General features: G+C 71.9%; 16 protein-coding genes and 4 pseudogenes. 6 read left to right on the top strand and 14 right to left on the bottom strand.

Annotation, left to right across the window (positions count from 1 at the left end; translation table 11 throughout):
* The first annotated feature begins 83 nt into the window (after positions 1-83).
* Together ACZ514_RS05150 and ACZ514_RS05145 are read left to right on the top strand one after the other, a co-directional pair.
* A complete protein-coding gene (locus tag ACZ514_RS05150; RefSeq protein ID WP_469124147.1) occupies positions 84-734 on the top strand; it encodes a TOPRIM nucleotidyl transferase/hydrolase domain-containing protein in 651 nt (216 codons plus the stop codon).
* Between the two features lie 189 nt (positions 735-923).
* Positions 924-1,448, top strand: coding sequence for an isochorismatase family protein (locus ACZ514_RS05145; RefSeq protein ID WP_469124146.1), 525 nt, complete (start codon positions 924-926; stop codon positions 1,446-1,448).
* 327 nt (positions 1,449-1,775) lie between these two features.
* Here the strand turns inward: ACZ514_RS05145 and ACZ514_RS05140 are convergent, their stop codons facing one another.
* From ACZ514_RS05140 to ACZ514_RS05125, 4 genes are all read right to left on the bottom strand, one after another.
* Positions 1,776-2,855, bottom strand: a complete 1,080-nt coding sequence (locus ACZ514_RS05140) for a serine hydrolase domain-containing protein (protein ID WP_469124145.1) — start codon at positions 2,853-2,855, stop codon at positions 1,776-1,778.
* Positions 2,852-3,790: a DUF6895 family protein gene (locus tag ACZ514_RS05135; RefSeq protein WP_468173636.1), complete on the bottom strand. Its 939-nt coding sequence runs from the start codon at positions 3,788-3,790 to the stop codon at positions 2,852-2,854. The genes ACZ514_RS05140 and ACZ514_RS05135 overlap by 4 nt, the downstream gene beginning before the upstream one ends.
* The gene (locus ACZ514_RS05130; protein ID WP_469124144.1) at positions 3,787-4,653 is read right to left on the bottom strand and encodes a hypothetical protein; all 867 of its coding nucleotides are present in this window, start codon (positions 4,651-4,653) and stop codon (positions 3,787-3,789) included. Before ACZ514_RS05130 ends, ACZ514_RS05135 begins: the two co-directional genes overlap by 4 nt.
* Positions 4,654-4,732: 79 nt before the next feature.
* A complete protein-coding gene (locus tag ACZ514_RS05125) occupies positions 4,733-4,912 on the bottom strand; it encodes a hypothetical protein (protein ID WP_468173640.1) in 180 nt (59 codons plus the stop codon).
* Positions 4,913-5,362: 450 nt separating this feature from the next.
* Between ACZ514_RS05125 and ACZ514_RS05120 the strand changes: the two genes are divergently transcribed.
* Positions 5,363-5,593, top strand: coding sequence for a hypothetical protein (locus ACZ514_RS05120; protein ID WP_468694336.1), 231 nt, complete (start codon positions 5,363-5,365; stop codon positions 5,591-5,593).
* A 25-nt stretch (positions 5,594-5,618) separates the two neighbouring features.
* Here ACZ514_RS05120 and ACZ514_RS05115 read toward each other — a convergent pair whose 3' ends face one another.
* The 3 genes and pseudogenes from ACZ514_RS05115 to ACZ514_RS05105 all read right to left on the bottom strand — a co-directional run.
* Entirely contained in the window at positions 5,619-6,176 is a 558-nt protein-coding gene (locus tag ACZ514_RS05115) for an SMI1/KNR4 family protein (protein ID WP_469124143.1), read from the bottom strand.
* A 205-nt stretch (positions 6,177-6,381) separates the two neighbouring features.
* Positions 6,382-6,480: pseudogene (locus ACZ514_RS05110) on the bottom strand (IS5/IS1182 family transposase); the annotation flags it as partial.
* A pseudogene (locus tag ACZ514_RS05105) lies at positions 6,477-6,774 on the bottom strand (transposase); the annotation flags it as partial. The pseudogenes ACZ514_RS05105 and ACZ514_RS05110, both read right to left, overlap by 4 nt.
* A 136-nt stretch (positions 6,775-6,910) precedes the next feature.
* Between ACZ514_RS05105 and ACZ514_RS05100 the strand changes: the two are divergent.
* Positions 6,911-7,432, top strand: a complete 522-nt coding sequence (locus ACZ514_RS05100; RefSeq protein ID WP_469124142.1) for a cupin domain-containing protein — start codon at positions 6,911-6,913, stop codon at positions 7,430-7,432.
* 208 nt (positions 7,433-7,640) lie between these two features.
* On the opposite strand, the gene ACZ514_RS05095 is transcribed toward ACZ514_RS05100, so the two are convergent.
* Positions 7,641-8,621, bottom strand: coding sequence for an MBL fold metallo-hydrolase (locus ACZ514_RS05095; RefSeq protein ID WP_469124141.1), 981 nt, complete (start codon positions 8,619-8,621; stop codon positions 7,641-7,643).
* 142 nt (positions 8,622-8,763) lie between these two features.
* Between ACZ514_RS05095 and ACZ514_RS05090 the strand changes: the two genes are divergently transcribed.
* Positions 8,764-9,576, top strand: coding sequence for a helix-turn-helix domain-containing protein (locus ACZ514_RS05090; protein WP_468694345.1), 813 nt, complete (start codon positions 8,764-8,766; stop codon positions 9,574-9,576).
* A 179-nt stretch (positions 9,577-9,755) separates the two neighbouring features.
* Here the strand turns inward: ACZ514_RS05090 and ACZ514_RS05085 are convergent.
* The 4 genes and pseudogenes from ACZ514_RS05085 to ACZ514_RS05070 form a co-directional block, all read right to left on the bottom strand.
* Positions 9,756-10,087: pseudogene (locus tag ACZ514_RS05085) on the bottom strand (GNAT family N-acetyltransferase); the annotation flags it as partial.
* A 157-nt stretch (positions 10,088-10,244) separates the two neighbouring features.
* Positions 10,245-10,394, bottom strand: a complete 150-nt coding sequence (locus ACZ514_RS05080) for a hypothetical protein (protein ID WP_468173869.1) — start codon at positions 10,392-10,394, stop codon at positions 10,245-10,247.
* 204 nt (positions 10,395-10,598) lie between these two features.
* Positions 10,599-10,873: pseudogene (locus tag ACZ514_RS05075) on the bottom strand (TetR/AcrR family transcriptional regulator C-terminal domain-containing protein); the annotation flags it as partial.
* Positions 10,874-10,964: 91 nt separating this feature from the next.
* Positions 10,965-11,687, bottom strand: coding sequence for an adenosylcobinamide amidohydrolase (locus ACZ514_RS05070; RefSeq protein ID WP_469124140.1), 723 nt, complete (start codon positions 11,685-11,687; stop codon positions 10,965-10,967).
* Positions 11,688-11,871: 184 nt separating this feature from the next.
* Here ACZ514_RS05070 and ACZ514_RS05065 point away from each other — a divergent pair, with 184 nt between their 5' ends.
* Positions 11,872-12,393 (top strand): hypothetical protein, encoded by a 522-nt coding sequence (locus ACZ514_RS05065; RefSeq protein WP_468173654.1) that lies wholly within the window; start codon positions 11,872-11,874, stop codon positions 12,391-12,393.
* A gap of 253 nt (positions 12,394-12,646) precedes the next feature.
* Here the strand turns inward: ACZ514_RS05065 and ACZ514_RS05060 are convergent, their stop codons facing one another.
* Positions 12,647-13,681, bottom strand: a complete 1,035-nt coding sequence (locus ACZ514_RS05060) for a YncE family protein (protein WP_468173656.1) — start codon at positions 13,679-13,681, stop codon at positions 12,647-12,649.
* A 239-nt stretch (positions 13,682-13,920) separates the two neighbouring features.
* Positions 13,921-15,969, bottom strand: coding sequence for an NAD-dependent DNA ligase LigA (gene ligA, locus ACZ514_RS05055; RefSeq protein ID WP_469124139.1), 2,049 nt, complete (start codon positions 15,967-15,969; stop codon positions 13,921-13,923).
* Positions 15,970-16,026 lie beyond the last annotated feature (57 nt).

The following is a 16,026-nucleotide window of genomic DNA, read 5'->3' as shown; positions in this document are numbered from 1 at the left end:
CGGCATGCACAGCGAGGGGAAAGGCACGTCGGAGCCGGGAAAAATGGGTGCCGACCGGGGCCCTGGTGCAGCAGGATCACCGCATGGCAGACATGGGGATGTTCCGGAACGCGGTGACGGACTGGGCGGCGGGCGGTCCCGGCGAGGTTGCCGGGGGGCTGGCCTCGGAACTGGGTGTCGCGGCGGTGGTGCTGGTGGAAGGACCCAGCGACCTCGCCGCCGTCGAGACCCTGGCGGCACGCCTGAACCGGGACCTGGCCGACGAGGGCGTCTGCGTCATATCCATGGGCGGAGCGATGAACGTCGGCCGCTACGTCCGGCTCCTGGGGCCGCCCGGACTGGGACTGCGCGTCACCGGGCTGTGTGACGAACAGGAGCAGCCGTTCTACGACCGTGCCTTCCGCCAGGCCGGTGCTGCCGGCCACGAGGTATTCGTCTGTGTGAAGGACCTCGAGGAAGAGCTCATCCGCTCGCTGGGCGTGCCTGCGGTCGAGGAGATCATCGAAGCCGAGGGCGATCTCGTCCCGTGGCAGACCTTCATCCGCCAGCCCGCGCAGCGGGGCCGCGACCCGCACCACCGGATGCGGCGCTTCCTCGGGACGAAGAAGGGCCGCAAGATCCGCTACGGACACCTCCTCGCCCAGGCCGTCGACCTCGACTTCGTTCCCGCGCCCCTCGACGCCCTGTTGACCGCCTTGCGTCACGTGGAAGGCGCCGACCACGGGAAGCATTGAGTGCTGCGGTCGATGATGGGGTGAGACCCAGTTGGCTCGGCCTTCTGCCCTGCACGGAGCCGGTCCCCGTGCTGCCCGTGCCGCTCGAGGTGGTCGTCGCGATCGACGGCAGCGACTGCCTGGGGTTCGGCCGCTACCAGCGATCGGAAGTCGGCCCCAACGGTGATCACTTCCGGGTACGGTCGGCCCATGCCAGCATTCAGCGCCCAGCGCACCGCCCTGGTCCTCGTCGACCTGATGGAGCGCATCGCCGCCCTGCCGCTCGCCCCGCGGACCGGAGCGGAGGTGGTGGCCGCCTCCGGGCGCCTCGCCGAAGCGTTCCGGGCGGCCGGAGCACCGGTGGTCCTGGTCCGGGCCGAGCGCCCGGGCGTCGATGTCCAGCCGCCCGGCAGCGGGCTGGTTCCCGGCCTGGTCCGCGATGGGGACCATGTACTGGTCAAGCGGACGATCGGTGCTTTCCAGGACACCGGACTGCACCCGCTCCTCGCTCGGCTGGGAATCGACACGCTGGTCTGCGCAGGCATCGCCACCAACCTCGGCGTGGAGTCCACCGCACGCGCCGCCGTCGACCTCGGCTACGAGGTGGTCTTCGCCGAGGACGCCATGACCGGCCTCACTGCCGAGGAGCACCGTGGCGCGGTGGATTTGGACTTCCCACGCCTCGGCACGGTCCTGCCGGCGGCTGCGGTGACCTTCGACGCCTCCCTCGTCTGACACGGCATGCCGTAAGGGACTGAGCAGAAAGATCCGCCACGGGGTGACGCTCCGCAGTCGCGACCCTCCTGGAAACGGACGGAGTGCCGGGGCTCCGTGCCGGTACGGGTGCGCGATCGGCTGGCGCGTCCTGTGGCGGGCGGCGGGTGTCCCGAGCCGTGGCCGCAGGTCCGGCCACCGGCGCTGCGGCGCCGTGTGACCGGATACGGCGCCTGTCGGTTGTCGGGGGCGCCCTTCGCCGGCGTCGTCGTCCAGGCTGACGTCACCCGTGTCCTGCCCGGCCGCAGAACGGCTGTCGCGTCCGGAGGGGACGCCGGTCGGTCGGGGTCAGCAGGTGAGGCGTTTCAAGATCTCGTAGGCGCTCTGGACGAAGCGACTGTGGAGGCTGGGGCCGGTGTTGGCCAAGGCTGCGACGCCGGTGCCGGTGCCGGGGGCGAAGCCGAGGAAGGTGGTGAACCCGCGGGTGCCGCCCGAGTGGAAGAGGTACGTGCGTTCGCCCACCTGGCGCGAGTTCCAGGCCAGGCAGACGTGGTCGCCGGAGCCCCGGGCGCGCAGGCGGGGTGTCTGCACGTCCCGCAGGGCCCGCGCCAGGGGGGTGCCGTCGGGGTGGAGGTGGGCGTGGAGGTAGCGGAGGAGGTCACCGGCGGTGGAGCGCAGCGCGCCCGCCGCGGGCAGGGCCGGCACGGCGAACGGCGGCAGGGGCCTGCCGGCGCGGTGACCGGTCGCCTGGCCCTCGGGTGAAGGGCCGCAATGGGTGGCGCGCAGGCCGAGGGGACGGCAGACGCGCTCGGCGAGGAGCGTCGGGTAGGCGGTCGCGGTGGTTGCGGCCAGGGCTCGGCCGAGGAGCGCCATGCCGTAGTTGGAGTAGGCCAGGCGGGTGCCGGGGCGGTGGCGGGTGCGGGTTCGCCGTAGGGCGGCGAGGAGGTGCTCCTCGCCGAAGGCCGAGTAGGGATTGGTGAACCAGACGGGCAGGGCCCGGGCGATCAGGCCGGGCGGCAGGCGCGGGAGGCCGGAGGTGTGGGTGGCCAGGTGGAGGAGGGTGATGGGCGTGCCGTCCTTCGTCCGCGGCCGGTGGGCCGGCGGAAGGTGGGCGTCGAGCGGGTCGTGGAGGGTGATCCGGCCCTCCGCGGCCAGTTGCGCCAGGAGCAGCGCGGTGAACGTCTTGGTGACGGAGCCGATCTCGTAGGCGGTTGCCGGGGTGATGGGGCGGCCGCCCCGGGATTCACTGCCGTGGCACCGCACGTGGTGGCGTCCGCCCTGGATGACGGCGAGGGTGACCCCGGTGGCACCGGGGACCGCGTCCACGAGGGTGGCCAGGTCGGAGTCGGAAGCCGCCATGGGGGTGCCCGGGCCGGAGTGGGTGAGGCCGAGGTCGACGCCGGTCGCGCCGTGGCCGGAACCGGTCATGCCGCGGTGTGCGCGGTGGTGCCGAGCGCGCGGGACAGGGTGAGGGTGCCGGCGATCGTGGCGACGACGGCGGTGTGTTCGTTGTCCTTGAAGGCGCGGTCGGGATCGTCCGCCACCGGGTCGCTGTCGCGGGGCGTCAGTCCGTCGTCGTGCTGGACCGCGAGGAGTTGGCGCCAAGGCTCGGTTCCGCACACCGGGTGGGTGAGGCACGCGTCGACGATGAGCAGTTCGGCGACGAGGTCCCATTGCCCGACTTCGAGCCAGACATCCACCCATACCGGCAGCCAGTCCCTCAGGTAGGAGGCCATGTGGGCGGGCAGCCCTTCGGGTGCGGCTCCCCAGTCGGTGAGGTGGAAGACGGTGTGGGTGATGTCGTAGCCGGTGCTCCAGTCCACGGCCCAGGGTTCGGGCGTGGCGCCGAGCCAGGTCCGGGCGGCGAGCGCTGTCCAGTCGGTTCGCCCGCCGATGCCGGCGATGCGGCGGGCGTTGGCCACGGCCAGCCGGCGGTTGGGCACCAGCTCCACGGCGTCCGGGGCCCGCAGTGCCGCGTATTCGGTGAGGAGTTGGTCCAGAAGCCGGTGGCGGTATCCGGCGCGGGTGAAGTGGGCGTACAGCTCCAGCGGGTCGGTGATCGTCATGTAGCGCAACTGCCGCTCGTAGAGGAGGTTGCCGTGGTGCAGTTGCTGCCAGCAGGAGTCGATCAGGTCGCGTGCCGCCTGGATGTCGTGGGAGCCTGCGACCCCCTCGCGCAGGACCAGGGAGGCGGCGAGGGCGTTTTCCCCGAGCGGCTTGTAGACGCCGTTCGGGTCGCTGAGGTCGATCGTGGCGTCTGCCGGGAGGTGCCCGTGGCCCTGCTGGTGGGCGGTGTGCAGCCAGTGCAGGGCCCGGGAGGACCAGCGCTGCACGGTGGTGAGGTGGTCGGGGGTGTCGCTCATCGGGGATCCGTCTCCAGCAGGCGTTCGGCGACCGCCAGGTCGAGGGCGGTGCGGGCGCTGCCGTCACCGACCTGCTTCAGGCGGGTGATCAGGGGTCCGATTTCCAGGGGGGTGGTGGAGGGCATCGCGGGTGTGACCGGTGGGAGGGCGCTGGGCGGCGCGGCCGGGCGGGCGGTCCCGGCCGCCCGGGGCGGTTGTGCCGTCCGGGACGTACGGAGGTGAAGGTCCAGCCAGGCCAGCCAGCGGACCAGGCGTGCGGCGGTGCGGTGGTCGCGGCGCAGCATGGCGCGGACGGTTCCGCGGGCGACGGCGAGCGGGTCGGCGCGTACGGCGTGGTGGAGCGGGCCGTCGAGGCCGGGAAGAGCCAGTGGGGCGAGCCGAGCGAGGACCAATGACCGGGGGCGCCAGCCGTCGGCGAACGGAAGACGGTCAGGGACCGGCAGGGGCACCGGTGCTTCGCCCGCCGGTGCCGAGGGGGGTCGCGTCCCTGACCGGGGTCTGGCGGCATCGGGGGAACGGGTACGGGACGCGAGCGCCCAGGTGGCCCAGTCGAGCCACTGGGCCGCCACGTCGCCGCCTTCGGCCGGGGGGAAGACCCGGTACGCCTCCGGCACGGCCGTCGCCGTGTCCTGGGCGGGCATCGTGGTTCCGGGGACCCCCGGGGCGTCTGGCCATGCGGATGGCTGGGCCGCGAAGGCGTCCGGGCCCAGAACGCGCAGGGCGGCCAGGTCCGCTCTGGACAGGGGCTGGGCAAAGCCGCCGCACGTGTCCTCGACGCCCTTCAGGGCGTCGAGGACACGCCCCGCCATCCGCTCGACCGCGGCGCCGTACTCGGCACGCAGCGTCGCATCGGTAACTGACATGCGTGGTGAACTCTCCTGTCACGGCCGGTCGGCGGGCGGGTCGTGCGTCACGGGCGGCGGTGTGGGGCCGCGGCCGCTGTCAGACGGTGTTCTTCGGTTCCTTGGGGGCGAGGAGGATGAGGATGAGGCTGGCCGCGGCCGGGCTGAACACCGGCGCGTCGCTGACCGGTGCCTCGCCTTCGCTGAGCAGGGCGGTCAGAGCGGCCTCTTCGGCGGGAGAGGCGGTCGGCGCGAGCGCCGGGAGAAGTGCGGTGTGCATCAGCTGTCTCCTAGTCGGTCGGACGGCGCTGCGGAAGCAGCACCAAGCTCACTGAACGTTGCCGATAGTGACATTCCGCGATCAATCGGGGTCAACGAACCACTTGGTACCCACACTGGTGGACGACGACAGTCACCCGTTCCGCGCTGCCGTCGGCGGCGAGCGCCGCGTGACCTGCCCCGCGCGCGGGCGTGTGCGACGGGTCGCCCGGGCTGCCCGTGCGCGACGCCAGAACGCGGCCGGACCGGCGCGAAAACGGATACCGCTTACAGCATTTCGAGTTGCCCCAATGCAGCGGCAACCTTACCTTGAAAGGGGAATTCAGGCGCAGCTGCGCGTTCTCTACGCCTCGCCGTTCCTTTTCATTGGTTGCGCGTCGAACATCCGAAATGGCGAGGTTATTGCAGGACCGATTCCCTCTACGCCGAAAGGCAGGAAGGATATTCGATCATGGCAGAATCTCACGGGCGGGAGGAAGCGGCCGAACGTCCCCACCGTCACGGGCCCATCTGGGCAGTGTTCTGCCCCCAAGAACCCGATGCTCCGCTCATCACCGTCTGCCCCTTCAAAAATGAGGCGGAACAGGCAGCAGAAGAGCACAACGCCGAATTCTCTCCCCCGCACTACAGCTCGGCGCAGAAATACATCCCTGACGATCCCAGACCTGACCTCGATGTCTGACCGGAGACGCTGAGCGGCGAGCGGTTCAACAGCGGCCAATTTGGTGACGTGATCCCCTACCGGCACCTGAGGACAGCAGGACGTTCGGCTGATCGCGCAAGTCGGCAGGTGGTGACGAGTCGCGCCAGCTCACGAACCCGTGCGGCCCTGATCCCGCGATCGGCTCGCTGAACGGATCCACCACACCGGTCAGGACGGCCAGGCAGAACGCGGCCATGCCGCCATCGAAGACCGTCCAGCGGTTCGCCCCCCACGGCGCCTGCCTCCGAAAAGTGACCACCCTCCAGCTGTCGGGTGCGCCCTCTCGCAGCCAGAAGGCGACATCGCTGCTCGCCGAGTCCGCGAAGGGCAACAGGCGCGGCAAGCCTTGCCTTCCAAGGAGGGCGCCCAGTCCCTGCCAGTCCCGGTCCGAGAGTGCGGGATCGACTCTGTCGAGGAGATCCCCATACGGCGATCCCGGCACGGGAGGCGTACTGACGGACAGGTACTCGTCGATCTCTCCCCCGCCGTACGACTCCACGAACTCGCGGTAGTCCGCCGGGAGTTCCAACTCCGCCGTGCCGGCGAGCCCTTCCCAGTCCACCGCGTCCCCTCCGGAGACAGGTGGCGGGAGCAGCTGACGCAGGCGAGCGACAGCAGGTTGAGACATGTCAGAGTTCCTTCCTCGTCCCCGTGGGTCGCCGGTTTCGGCGACTGCCAAGAGGTCAGGTCACACATGGCCACCGGTGCGGTTGTCGGCTGCGGTCCGGGGCCCATGAGCGCCGTCCAGCAGCGCACAACAGCCAACACGAGGATTGCACTCGTCGGAAGGTGGTGAGGCAGCAGGCCAGTCTGAGGAAGGCTCATTGGATGTCGGCCCGACGTTCCCAGCGGATCCTCAGGCGTCGGCCAGAAGCACCTCGTGCGGTTGCTGCCACACGCCGGCCTCGTTCCCGTCCCGTAGTCTGCGCCGGCCCGTCATGCCCGAGCCGAAGCCAGCTCCTTCGGCAGGGCACCCGGGTGTGCAGCACGTACAGGATCCCGCACAGACCTGCCGGTCCGGCAGCGGCGTGCGGCCCGGATACCGGAAGCGCCCGCTCGCGTTGAGGCAGGAGCGGCTTCAGGCGGTCCCACAGCTCATCCGACACGGTCCACGGCAAGGTCCCCGTGCCGCGGTGACCGCTCAACTTCCACCCGGGCACTCATGTCAGGGCCGATCCACCTCATTGCACCGGGCGCGGCACTCCGGTGGTACGCCCCGCCTTGACCGTCGGATGAGACTTGTCGTCCGCACCGCACACGGGTGGCGGCGCGACGACGTCGACCGAGGAGCATCGCGTGCACACGGCACAGCAGTGGATCAGCGTTCTGGGGCTCGAGCCGCACGTGGAGGGCGGCTACTTCCGGCGGACGTTCCAGGCCGATCACCGGCCCCCGGTACCGACTCCGGGAGGTGAGCGGCTTCTGCTCACCTCCATCTACTACTTGCTCACCGAGGAGTCGCCCGTAGGCCACTGGCACCTCAACCAGTCCGACGTACTCCACTTCCACCACTCCGGCGGCCCTCTCACCTACCACTTGATCCACCCGGACGGAGAAGCACACACCGTCACCCTCGGCCCCCGTCCCGAACAGGGGCACGTGCTGACCCTCGCCGTTCGCGGCGGGGTATGGAAGGCAACCCACCTCAGCGGCGGTGACCACGCCCTGATCAGTGAAGCCGTGGCGCCCGGCTTCGACTACGCCGATATGACGCTGGGCCGCCCCGACGACCTGACGGCCCGCTTCCCCCACCATGCGGCCCTGATCCGCCGCTACTGCCGTCCGCCCGTCACGCCCCCCGAGCAGCCGGGCGGGTAGGTGCATTCCGGCGCGCATGAAGGTGGGAGGGGCTGGCGGAGATGCCGGGCGGCCTGCGCCGGGGCGCGTGCGCGGGGAGGCGCCCCTCCAGGCGCAGGCCGTGCTTGAAGCCGGACGTCCGGCGAGCACCGCTCCGCGCAACGCCGGGCTGGTGCGGACCCTCCGCCACCGCACGGCCACCTCCCACGCCCTCACCACGGCGGCGGGACTAACGCGCGTGCACGAAGGGGAGGTTGAGGTGGGAGGTGGCCAGCAGCGAACGGTGGCGCCGCGCCTCGGCCAGCAGCCGCTCGCGGGTTTCCCGGGCGGCCGCCGGGTCGTGTTCGAAGCGGTAGGCCACCGCCGGGTTCGCCCACTGCACGGCGTGCACCAGGACGTCTCCCGTGACCAGGATCCGCCGGGAGCCACCCTCGACGAGGACCGACTGGTGCCCTGCCGTGTGGCCCGGGGTCGGGACGAGGGTGATCGCGCGGCCCTGCCCGTGACCGCCGCCCACCAGCCGGGTGCGGCCGTCGACCTCCTGGAGCAGACCGGCCGCCCTCAGCGGCGCCACCACGTACGACAGGGAGGTGTCGTCGGGGTCGAGGGACGCCACCTCGGCGTGCTGGACGACGTGGCGGGCCTCGGGGAACATCGGCGTCCCGTCGGGCCCCACGACCCACCCGTAGTGGTCGCTGTGCAGATGCGTCAGTACGACCGAGTCCACGTCCGCGACGCTGATGCCCGCCTCCGTCAGGACCCTCGGCAGCCGGCCCGGTACGGGTGCCCACCCCGAGGCCGGGCTGCCGACGGGCCCGATCCCGGTGTCGACCAGGGTGACACGTCCGCCCGGCCGCCGGACGGCGTAGCAGCGGAAGTCCAGTTCCCATGTGCCGTGCGGGCCGAACGCCGCCGGGTCGAGCCGCTCCGCCCGCTCCCAGTCGCACTCGGCGGCGCCGGTGAAGTGGTCGCGGGCCCTTCCGGGGAACCGGCCGTGCGCGTCGAGCAGCGCCAGCACCTCGAACGGCCCGGCCTGCCGCGCGACCACCCGCCACCGCTCCGCCCCGCCCGCCGTAGCGCCGGACGTGGCGTCGCCCGAGGTGCCCTCCCCCGCGGCGTACCCCCGGCCCGTCAGGGCGGGGCCCCATGCCGCCAGGGCGACGGCCCCCACGGCGCCCCTCGCCAGGTCTCGTCTGCTCAGCCCGCTCATCCGCTCTCTCCTCCCGGCCGGCCTTTCCGTAAGGCCGGCCCGGAAGAGAGACTGCCGGGGGGCGGCACCGCGCCGCTTGTACGTTCATGCTCACTTCGTGACCCCGCCTCAGGGCGGAGAACCAGCCAGGAGGGTGCCGGACATGCCCGTGGAGCGCCGCGTCTTTCTCCGCACCGACGACGTCCTCCTCGCCGACGTGCTGTGCGGCTGCCCGCCGCGCGGCTGGACGGCCGCGCGGGAGGCGACGGTCTTCGGCCTGGTCATGGTGCGGCGCGGCCTGGTCAGGGGACGGATCCGCGGGCGCGAGCAGCTCCTCGACCCGGCCACCGTGTACGTGGAACGGCTCGGCGCCGAGCAGCAGTTCGCCCATCCCTGCGGTGACGACGTCTACACCGAGATCGTCCTGTCCGAGCCGGTGGTCGCCGCCCTCCTCGGCGGTGATCCGCAGGTCCCGGAGGGCCTCGTGTTCACCACGCCCCAACTCGCTCTGAGCCACCGTCTGTTGCTCACCCGCGCCCGCGCGGGCGCCGACGCCTTCGAACTCGCCGAGCACACCGCCCTGGTCGCCGCCCGGATATTCGGCCAGCTGGCGCCGGACCGGGTGGCGAGCGGCCGCCCCCGCACCGCCGAGGCCCGCCGCCGCCTGGCCGATGACGCCCGCGCCGCGCTGGGCGCCGACGTCAACCAGAGCCTGGACGCTCTCGCCACGGCGGTCGGCTGCTCACCGCACCACCTCAGCCGGGTCTTCCGTACGCAGACCGGTACGACCCTCACCGGCTACCGGGACCGGCTCCGCCTCGCCCGCGCCCTCGACCGGCTCGCCGAGGGAGAGCGTGACCTCGCCGGGCTCGCCCACGAGCTGGGCTTCACCGACCAGTCCCACCTCACGCGCGCCCTGCGCCGCACGACCGGCCGACCCCCGGGCCGGCTGCGCGCCTTGCTGAACCCGGGGTGACGCCCCTCGCGCGGCCGTCCTCGCACCGCCGCCGGTCGCGGCGCGAGGGCGCCGCCGTGTTCCGTTGCAGGTGAGCTTGAAGGCCGCCTGGCTGGACCTCTTGCCCACATTGGGCTCAGGATCTCGATCTTCTCCCAGCCGTCCACGACGGTCCCCGGCGCGTGCGGCCCCCGGCTCCACGTGGCCCGGTACAGCACGCACCGGCGTAGCGGCCCTTCGGGCACGCTCGGGTCCTCGAAGTCGTCCGCCGGGTCCCAGGACATACCGATCCGGCGCATCACCGCCTGGGAACGCGGGGTGTCGACGGTCGTCGAGGCCACCGCCTCCGGCAGCCCGAGGACCTCGAAGGCGGAGTCGAGGCACGACGTCCGGGCGGCCTCGGTGGCGTACCCGTGGCCCCACGCCGAACGCCTCAAGCGCCATCGGAATCGGCGTTCATCGCCGCCCACGGCTCGAGGTCGTACTCCCGCCACCGGCGGAACTGGACACGATCGGTGCACAGTTCAGGCATGCCCCCCAGCTCACGCGATCAGGAGCCGGCTGGCGACCGCTTGTGCCGAGCCGTGCGTTCCTGGCCGACGCCAGACCCTCTGCGGAGATCTTCACCGGCCCCACCACCCGCCGGGACGCCGTCGCCGTCATGCCGAAGCACGCGACCTGCCACAAGATCAACGACCGGACTGCTCGTGCTCGCAGTCCTGCACGGGGTTCGTCACGAAGCGGCTCAGCCGGTAGGTGGTCGGCAGCCCCAGACGCCCGCACAGCGTCTCGATCCGGATCATCGAATCGTCGACGCCCGCCTCGCGAAGACGGCGCAACCGCGTGCGCGTCTCCGTCTGGTCCGCAGTCTCCACGACCACTTGCCACTGCCCCGCGTCCGGCGCGGTACGCGCGGCAAGCCGGTGCCACGCGTCCTCCTGGCGCCGCCTTCTCTTCCCCTGTCCTGGCACCTGCCCAGAATCACCGGCCGGTGCCAGAACGGCAAGAACGGCAAGAACGGCAAGGCAGAGCGCCTGCCGGGCACCGGCCCGCCCCGCCCGCGTACTCGCCGGGAAGCGGCCTGTCGCCAGCATCTTCGTCCCGTGCGGGCCGCGGGCGCGCTGCCAGTCCTGCTTGGACAGGCCCGTGGCGCGCGCTCGGCCCGCAGGTTCGCGATCTCGCGCCTGAGCGCGCCGATGACGTAGGCGCTGACGGTCTCCACGGCGCGCATGACGATGTCGACATGGGTATGGCCGTCGAGGGAGGCCAGCGTGGCCTCGGTCACGGCGAGGCCGTTCGGGCCGAGGGCCGGCCGGCCGAGGCGTTCGACCTCGTGATCGGCGCGGACGGCGCCTGGTCCCGGACCTGCCCGGCCGTCTCGTCGGCGATGCCGCGCTACACCGGCACCATCACCTCGCCACAGTGGCGCCGGGGTTCGCCGGTGACGGTGCGGGTCCGGGTGCGGGCACGGCTTCGCGGACGGCACGGTGGACGGCGCGCGCCAGGCGGGCGCCCCACCGGGACCGCGGACCGGCGAACTCATGGACCTCGGAGCCGGGCCGAGGGGTGCGTGCGGCGATGCACACCGCGTCGGTGGGTGTGCCGGAGCAGTCGTATCCCGCGTCCAGCAGCGCCTGGACCTTGGCTTCGGTGGCGGTGGCGACCGCGTTGACCAGAGCGGCATCCGACAAGGCGACGGGGAGCGCGGCGATGATGTTGACCGTTCCGGGCCCGGCGGGCAGCAGGGTGCCTTCTGCCGGGGAGGCGGCCCAGCCGCGCACCGTGACGCCCGCGGTCGCGACGGCCTCGACGCCTTCGTCGCGGGCGTGGGCGTACGCCGAGACGTCCGCGGCCGTCATCAGCCCCACCCCGCTTCCGTGCGCGCTCACCGCACCGGCCAGCTCGGCCAGGTGCCGGCCGGGGTCCGTGCGCCGGTAGCCGTGGGACACCTGGGCGTTGAGCACCCAGCACCGCTCGCCGAGGCCACCGCCCACCACCGCGCTGCTGATCATCCGCCAGCCCGGACCGGCCGGCCACAGCAGGGCGCGCAGTTCCTCACCGTCCTCGATCCGCGTCGACTGCCGCACGTCGAGCAGGGGAGCGGTGCGGGGCCGGGGTGGCGCGGAGGTCATCGGGAAGGGCTCCTTCAGGGGGCGGCGGACCGGCTGATCGTACGCGGGCCGCGCGACGCGAGGGCGGCGCCGGCCAGAAGCTCAGATTCTGATCAAGAGCGTTGTAGCGCCGATCGCACCGTGGCTAGTTTTGGGAACCGCTCCGCTACTGACCAAGCCGGAGCCTCACAATGGGGGAATCAACATGGGCACTTCTGTCCGCACGTTCATGACGGCCACCACCGCGTCGGCCGTGTTCGCCGGCGGGCTGATCGGGCTGTCGGCGACGCCCGCGTCCGCAGCCGAGATCTGTGACGACGTCTACAAGCGCAAGTACACGGAGATCTCGTCCACGTGGCACAAGGTGGTCGCGCAAGGGGTCATCGACAACCGCCGCAGCGCCGCCACCACGCGCGAGTCCATCACCGGACAGGTGAGCGCCAGCCTGACGGGCAGCGTCAGCGGCGAGATCGGAGGCACGCTCAACCTGGCCGCGGCGGAGATCAGTTCCAAGCTCGGAGTGTCCGTCGAAGCAAGCGCCTCCATCGCGAAGGGCAAGACGGTGATGATCGAAGTGCCCGCCCGCAAGCGGGTGAGCTACAAGATCGGCATCAAGAAGCGGGAATACCAGGTGTTCGTCACGCACCAGTCCCGGAACTGCCGCGTCACCAACTCCTGGGCGAAGGTCACGGTCGCGGACTCGTACTCCGAGACCTGGAACAGCTGAGGCTCGCGCGAGGGCGGCATGGAACGCCGGTTCTCACCTGATGCCGGCGTGACCGGACCGGGTCGGCGCGAGCCATGATGACCGCTCCTCGAGGCGCTTCCGCTTCGTGGGCGACTCCACAGCCCGCTGGAAGACCGCCGCTGCTGCCCGGACCCGTCCGTCCGGGCAGCGGCGGCGGACGCACCATGCGTCGCGCTCCTCCGCCGGCAGGAAGCGGCGTGCCGCCGGGTCTGCCGGGGGGCTCGTGGCGCCGTCACAGCCGGCCGACGGCCACTCCCATGGTGTCGCCGGCGCCGACGGTGATGGGGGTCACCGCGGCGGTCTCGGTGTTGATGGCGAACACCGTTCCCTGGGGTGTCCCGTGGCCGTAGGAGCCGACCACGTAGGCGCTCTTCCCGTCGGGGGTGAGGGCCACCTTCGCGGGGAGGAAGTACCGGCCCGACCCGGTGCTCGGCGGGATGTCGCCGATCGGGACGGTCTTGATGACCTTGTTGGTGTTCAGGTTGATGACGGACACCTTGCCCTGCCTGATCTTGGTGTCGACGCCGACCACGTAGGCCCGGTTGCCGTTGGGGCTGATCGCCAGCCCGCCCGTCCCGACACCGGGAATGGTGCGGACGATCTCCCGCTTCGTGAGGTTGACCACCGAGACGGTGCCGCTGTCCCCGGTCACGTAGAGGCGCTTGCCGTCGGGGGTGACCGCCATGCCGTTGGCCGGTTCGTCGAGGCTCATGGTGGCGATGACCTGGTTGTCGACGGTGTTGATCACGGACAGGCCGCCCTTGCTGTCGGACACGAAGAGCCGCTTGCCACCGGGGTTGATCACCACCTGGTCGGGCCTGTTGACCTTGATGGTGGCGGAGGCCTGGTTGGTGGCGGTGTCGATCACCGACACCTTGTCCCCGTGGAAGGGGTTCTGGACGGCCACGTAGGCGTGCTTGCCGTCGGGGGCGATCGCTTCTCCGTAGAGGATGTCCGGAGAGAGTTCGCTCTTGTCGTAGGGGATGTCCGTGACGGTCTTCTTGGCGATGTTGACCGCCGACACGTACTTGAAGGCGTTGGTGACGTAGAGACTGGCGCCGTCAGGGGTGACCACCACCTCCTCGGGGCCACCGCCGACGGCGGTGGTCCCGATCCCGAGGACGCTGTTGCTCCTCGTGTCGATCACGTACACGTGGCCGTCGAGGCTGGTGACGTAGGCGTAGACCTGCTGCTGTGGCTTCGGCGGGTGCGGGGCGGCCGTGACAGGGGCGGGGGCCAGCAGCGCCAGCCCTGCCGCGATGGCCACCGCTGCGATGGTTCGCCGTACAGCGGATCGCTGAACGTGCACATGGACCTCCGGATCGACGTGATGATCTCTCGTGTCACCCGGTGTACCGCCGCGGCTGACCGCCCGTCAGCGGATCCGTACGTCCGTCACCCGGAAGTGTCGGGGCGGCACGGACGCGTCGACCGGCAGCCTGATCGCCTCGAGGGAGATCCGGCCCCTGGGGCCGGGCCGGGGCCGGGGCCGGCGGACTACGACGGTCAGGCGGGGAGGAGGTCGGCGACGAGGGCGGCGAATTCCTCGGGGCCGAGGACGCGGATTCCCCATTCCTCGGCCTTGGTGCGCTTGGAGCCGGCCTTCTCCCCCGCCACCAGGAGGGTGGTGCGCCTGGACACCGACGAGGACGCCTTTCCGCCGGCCCGCTCGATCAGCTCGTTCACCTCGTTGCGTGACAGCGCCGCGAGGGGACCGGTCATGGAACCGGTCACCACGACCGCCTGTCCGGCCAGCGGACCGCCCACCGGGGTCCGGCCGTCGTTCGCCCCGGTCGCGGGCTCGTGCCGCGGTTCGGTGACCTGCGTGCCGACCCGCTGCGCCTGGAGCTTGTCGAGGAGCGGGGCGAGTTCGGCGAGTTCGGCCGCGATGACGCGGGCCTTCTCCGTGCCGATGCCGTCCACCGTGGCCAGCGCGTCCGCGTCCGCGGCCCGGATCGCGGCCAGCGAGCCGAAGTGCGCGGCGATCCGGCGTGACATCGTACGCCCGGTGCCGCGGACGCCGAGGGCGCAGAACACGCGGTGCAGTGCGGCCCCGCGGGCGGTCTCGATCGCGGCCAGCAGGTTGGTGGCACTGGTCTCGCCCATCCGCTCCAGGCCGAGAAGCCGCTCACGGTTCAGGGTGAAGAGGTCGGCGACGTCCTTGACCAGGCCGGCCTCCACCAGCTGGACCGCCCGCGTGCCGCCGAGGCCTTCGATGTCGAGCTGGTCGCGGCCGGCGGCGTAGATCACCGAGGCCACGGCCTGGCAGCTCCTGCCGCGTACGCACCGCCATCTCTGCTCGGAGGTGTCGATCGCGTCGCCGCAGCGGGGGCACGCCTCGGGGAAGACGATCGGGCTCTCCGCGCCGGTGCGCTGGTCGGGCAGCGGTGCCTCGACCCGGGGGATCACGTCCCCGGCCCGGTACACGAACACCTGGTCGCCGATCATGAGCCCGCGGCGGGTGATGTCGGACGGGTTGTGGAGCGTGGCGTAGGTGACCGTCACCCCGTCGATGACCACGGGATCCAGGACCGCACGCGGGGCGATGATCCCGGTCCGGCCCACGTTCCACTCCACCGCCAGCAGACGTGTCACCTTGTGCTCGGCCGCCAGTTTCCTGGCCACCGCCCACCTCGGGGCGCGGGAGCCGTTGCCGGCCTGCCGCTGGTCCTCTGCCGTGTCGGCCTTGAGGACGACACCGTCGATCCCGAAGGGCAGCTCTGAGCGCAGGCCGGCGATCACGCCGATACGTTCCTGCACCTGCTCCAGGGTCTCGCAGCGCGTCGGGGCGGCGGCCGTGCCGGCGGCCGTGTGGGCACCGAGCGCGGCCAGCGTCTCCAGCAGGGCGAGGTGACCGAGGTCGCCCAGGCCGATCGCGCCGTAGGCGAAGAAGGTCAGCTCGATCCGGTAGGGGCGGTCCTTGGCCCGCAGGGTGCCGGCCGCTCCGCTGCGCGGGTGCGCGAAGGGCGTGGCCTCGTGGGCGAGCCGGACCCGGTTGGCCTCCTCGAACTGTGCGGTCGTCAGCAGCACCTCACCGCGCAGTTCGACGTCGAGCGGCTCGGTGAGCACCGGCGGCAGTCCGAGGACGGCGTCCGCGGCGTGGGTGATGTCCTCGCCGGCCAGCCCGTCTCCGCGGGTGAGGACCTGGACGAGCCGGCCGCCCCGGTATCGGGCCGCCACGGCGAGGCCGTCGAGCTTGGGCTCCACGCACCACCCGGCCACCGGGTGCCCGAGACGCCGCTCCAGTCCGGCGGCCCATTCGGTGAGCTCGTCGGCGTCGAAGACGTTGTCGAGGGAGAGCATCGGCACCGCATGCGGTACGTCCCCCCGTACGGCCCCGCCCGCCACCTTCCCGGTCGGCGACTCGGCGAGCGCGTCGCCCGGGTGGGCCTCCTCGTAGGCCGTGATGGCCCGCAGGAGCCCGTCGTACTCGTCGTCACCGAGCGGGGTGGTCCCGTCGCCGTAGTACGCGGCCGACGCCGCCACGGCGGTGGTCACTGCCTCGGCGTAGGCGGCAGGGGAAAGCAGGGCACTGGTTTCGGTCATGCGGGTCATCATGCTGCCCGCCACTGACAACGGCTCCGCACCGCCCGCCCCGCCGCGGGATCGGCA

The sequence above is a fragment of the Streptomyces sp. NPDC034086 genome (assembly GCF_055575515.1).
Note: the sequence above shows the minus strand (reverse complement) of the source record. Positions and strands in the feature narration are given on the sequence as shown.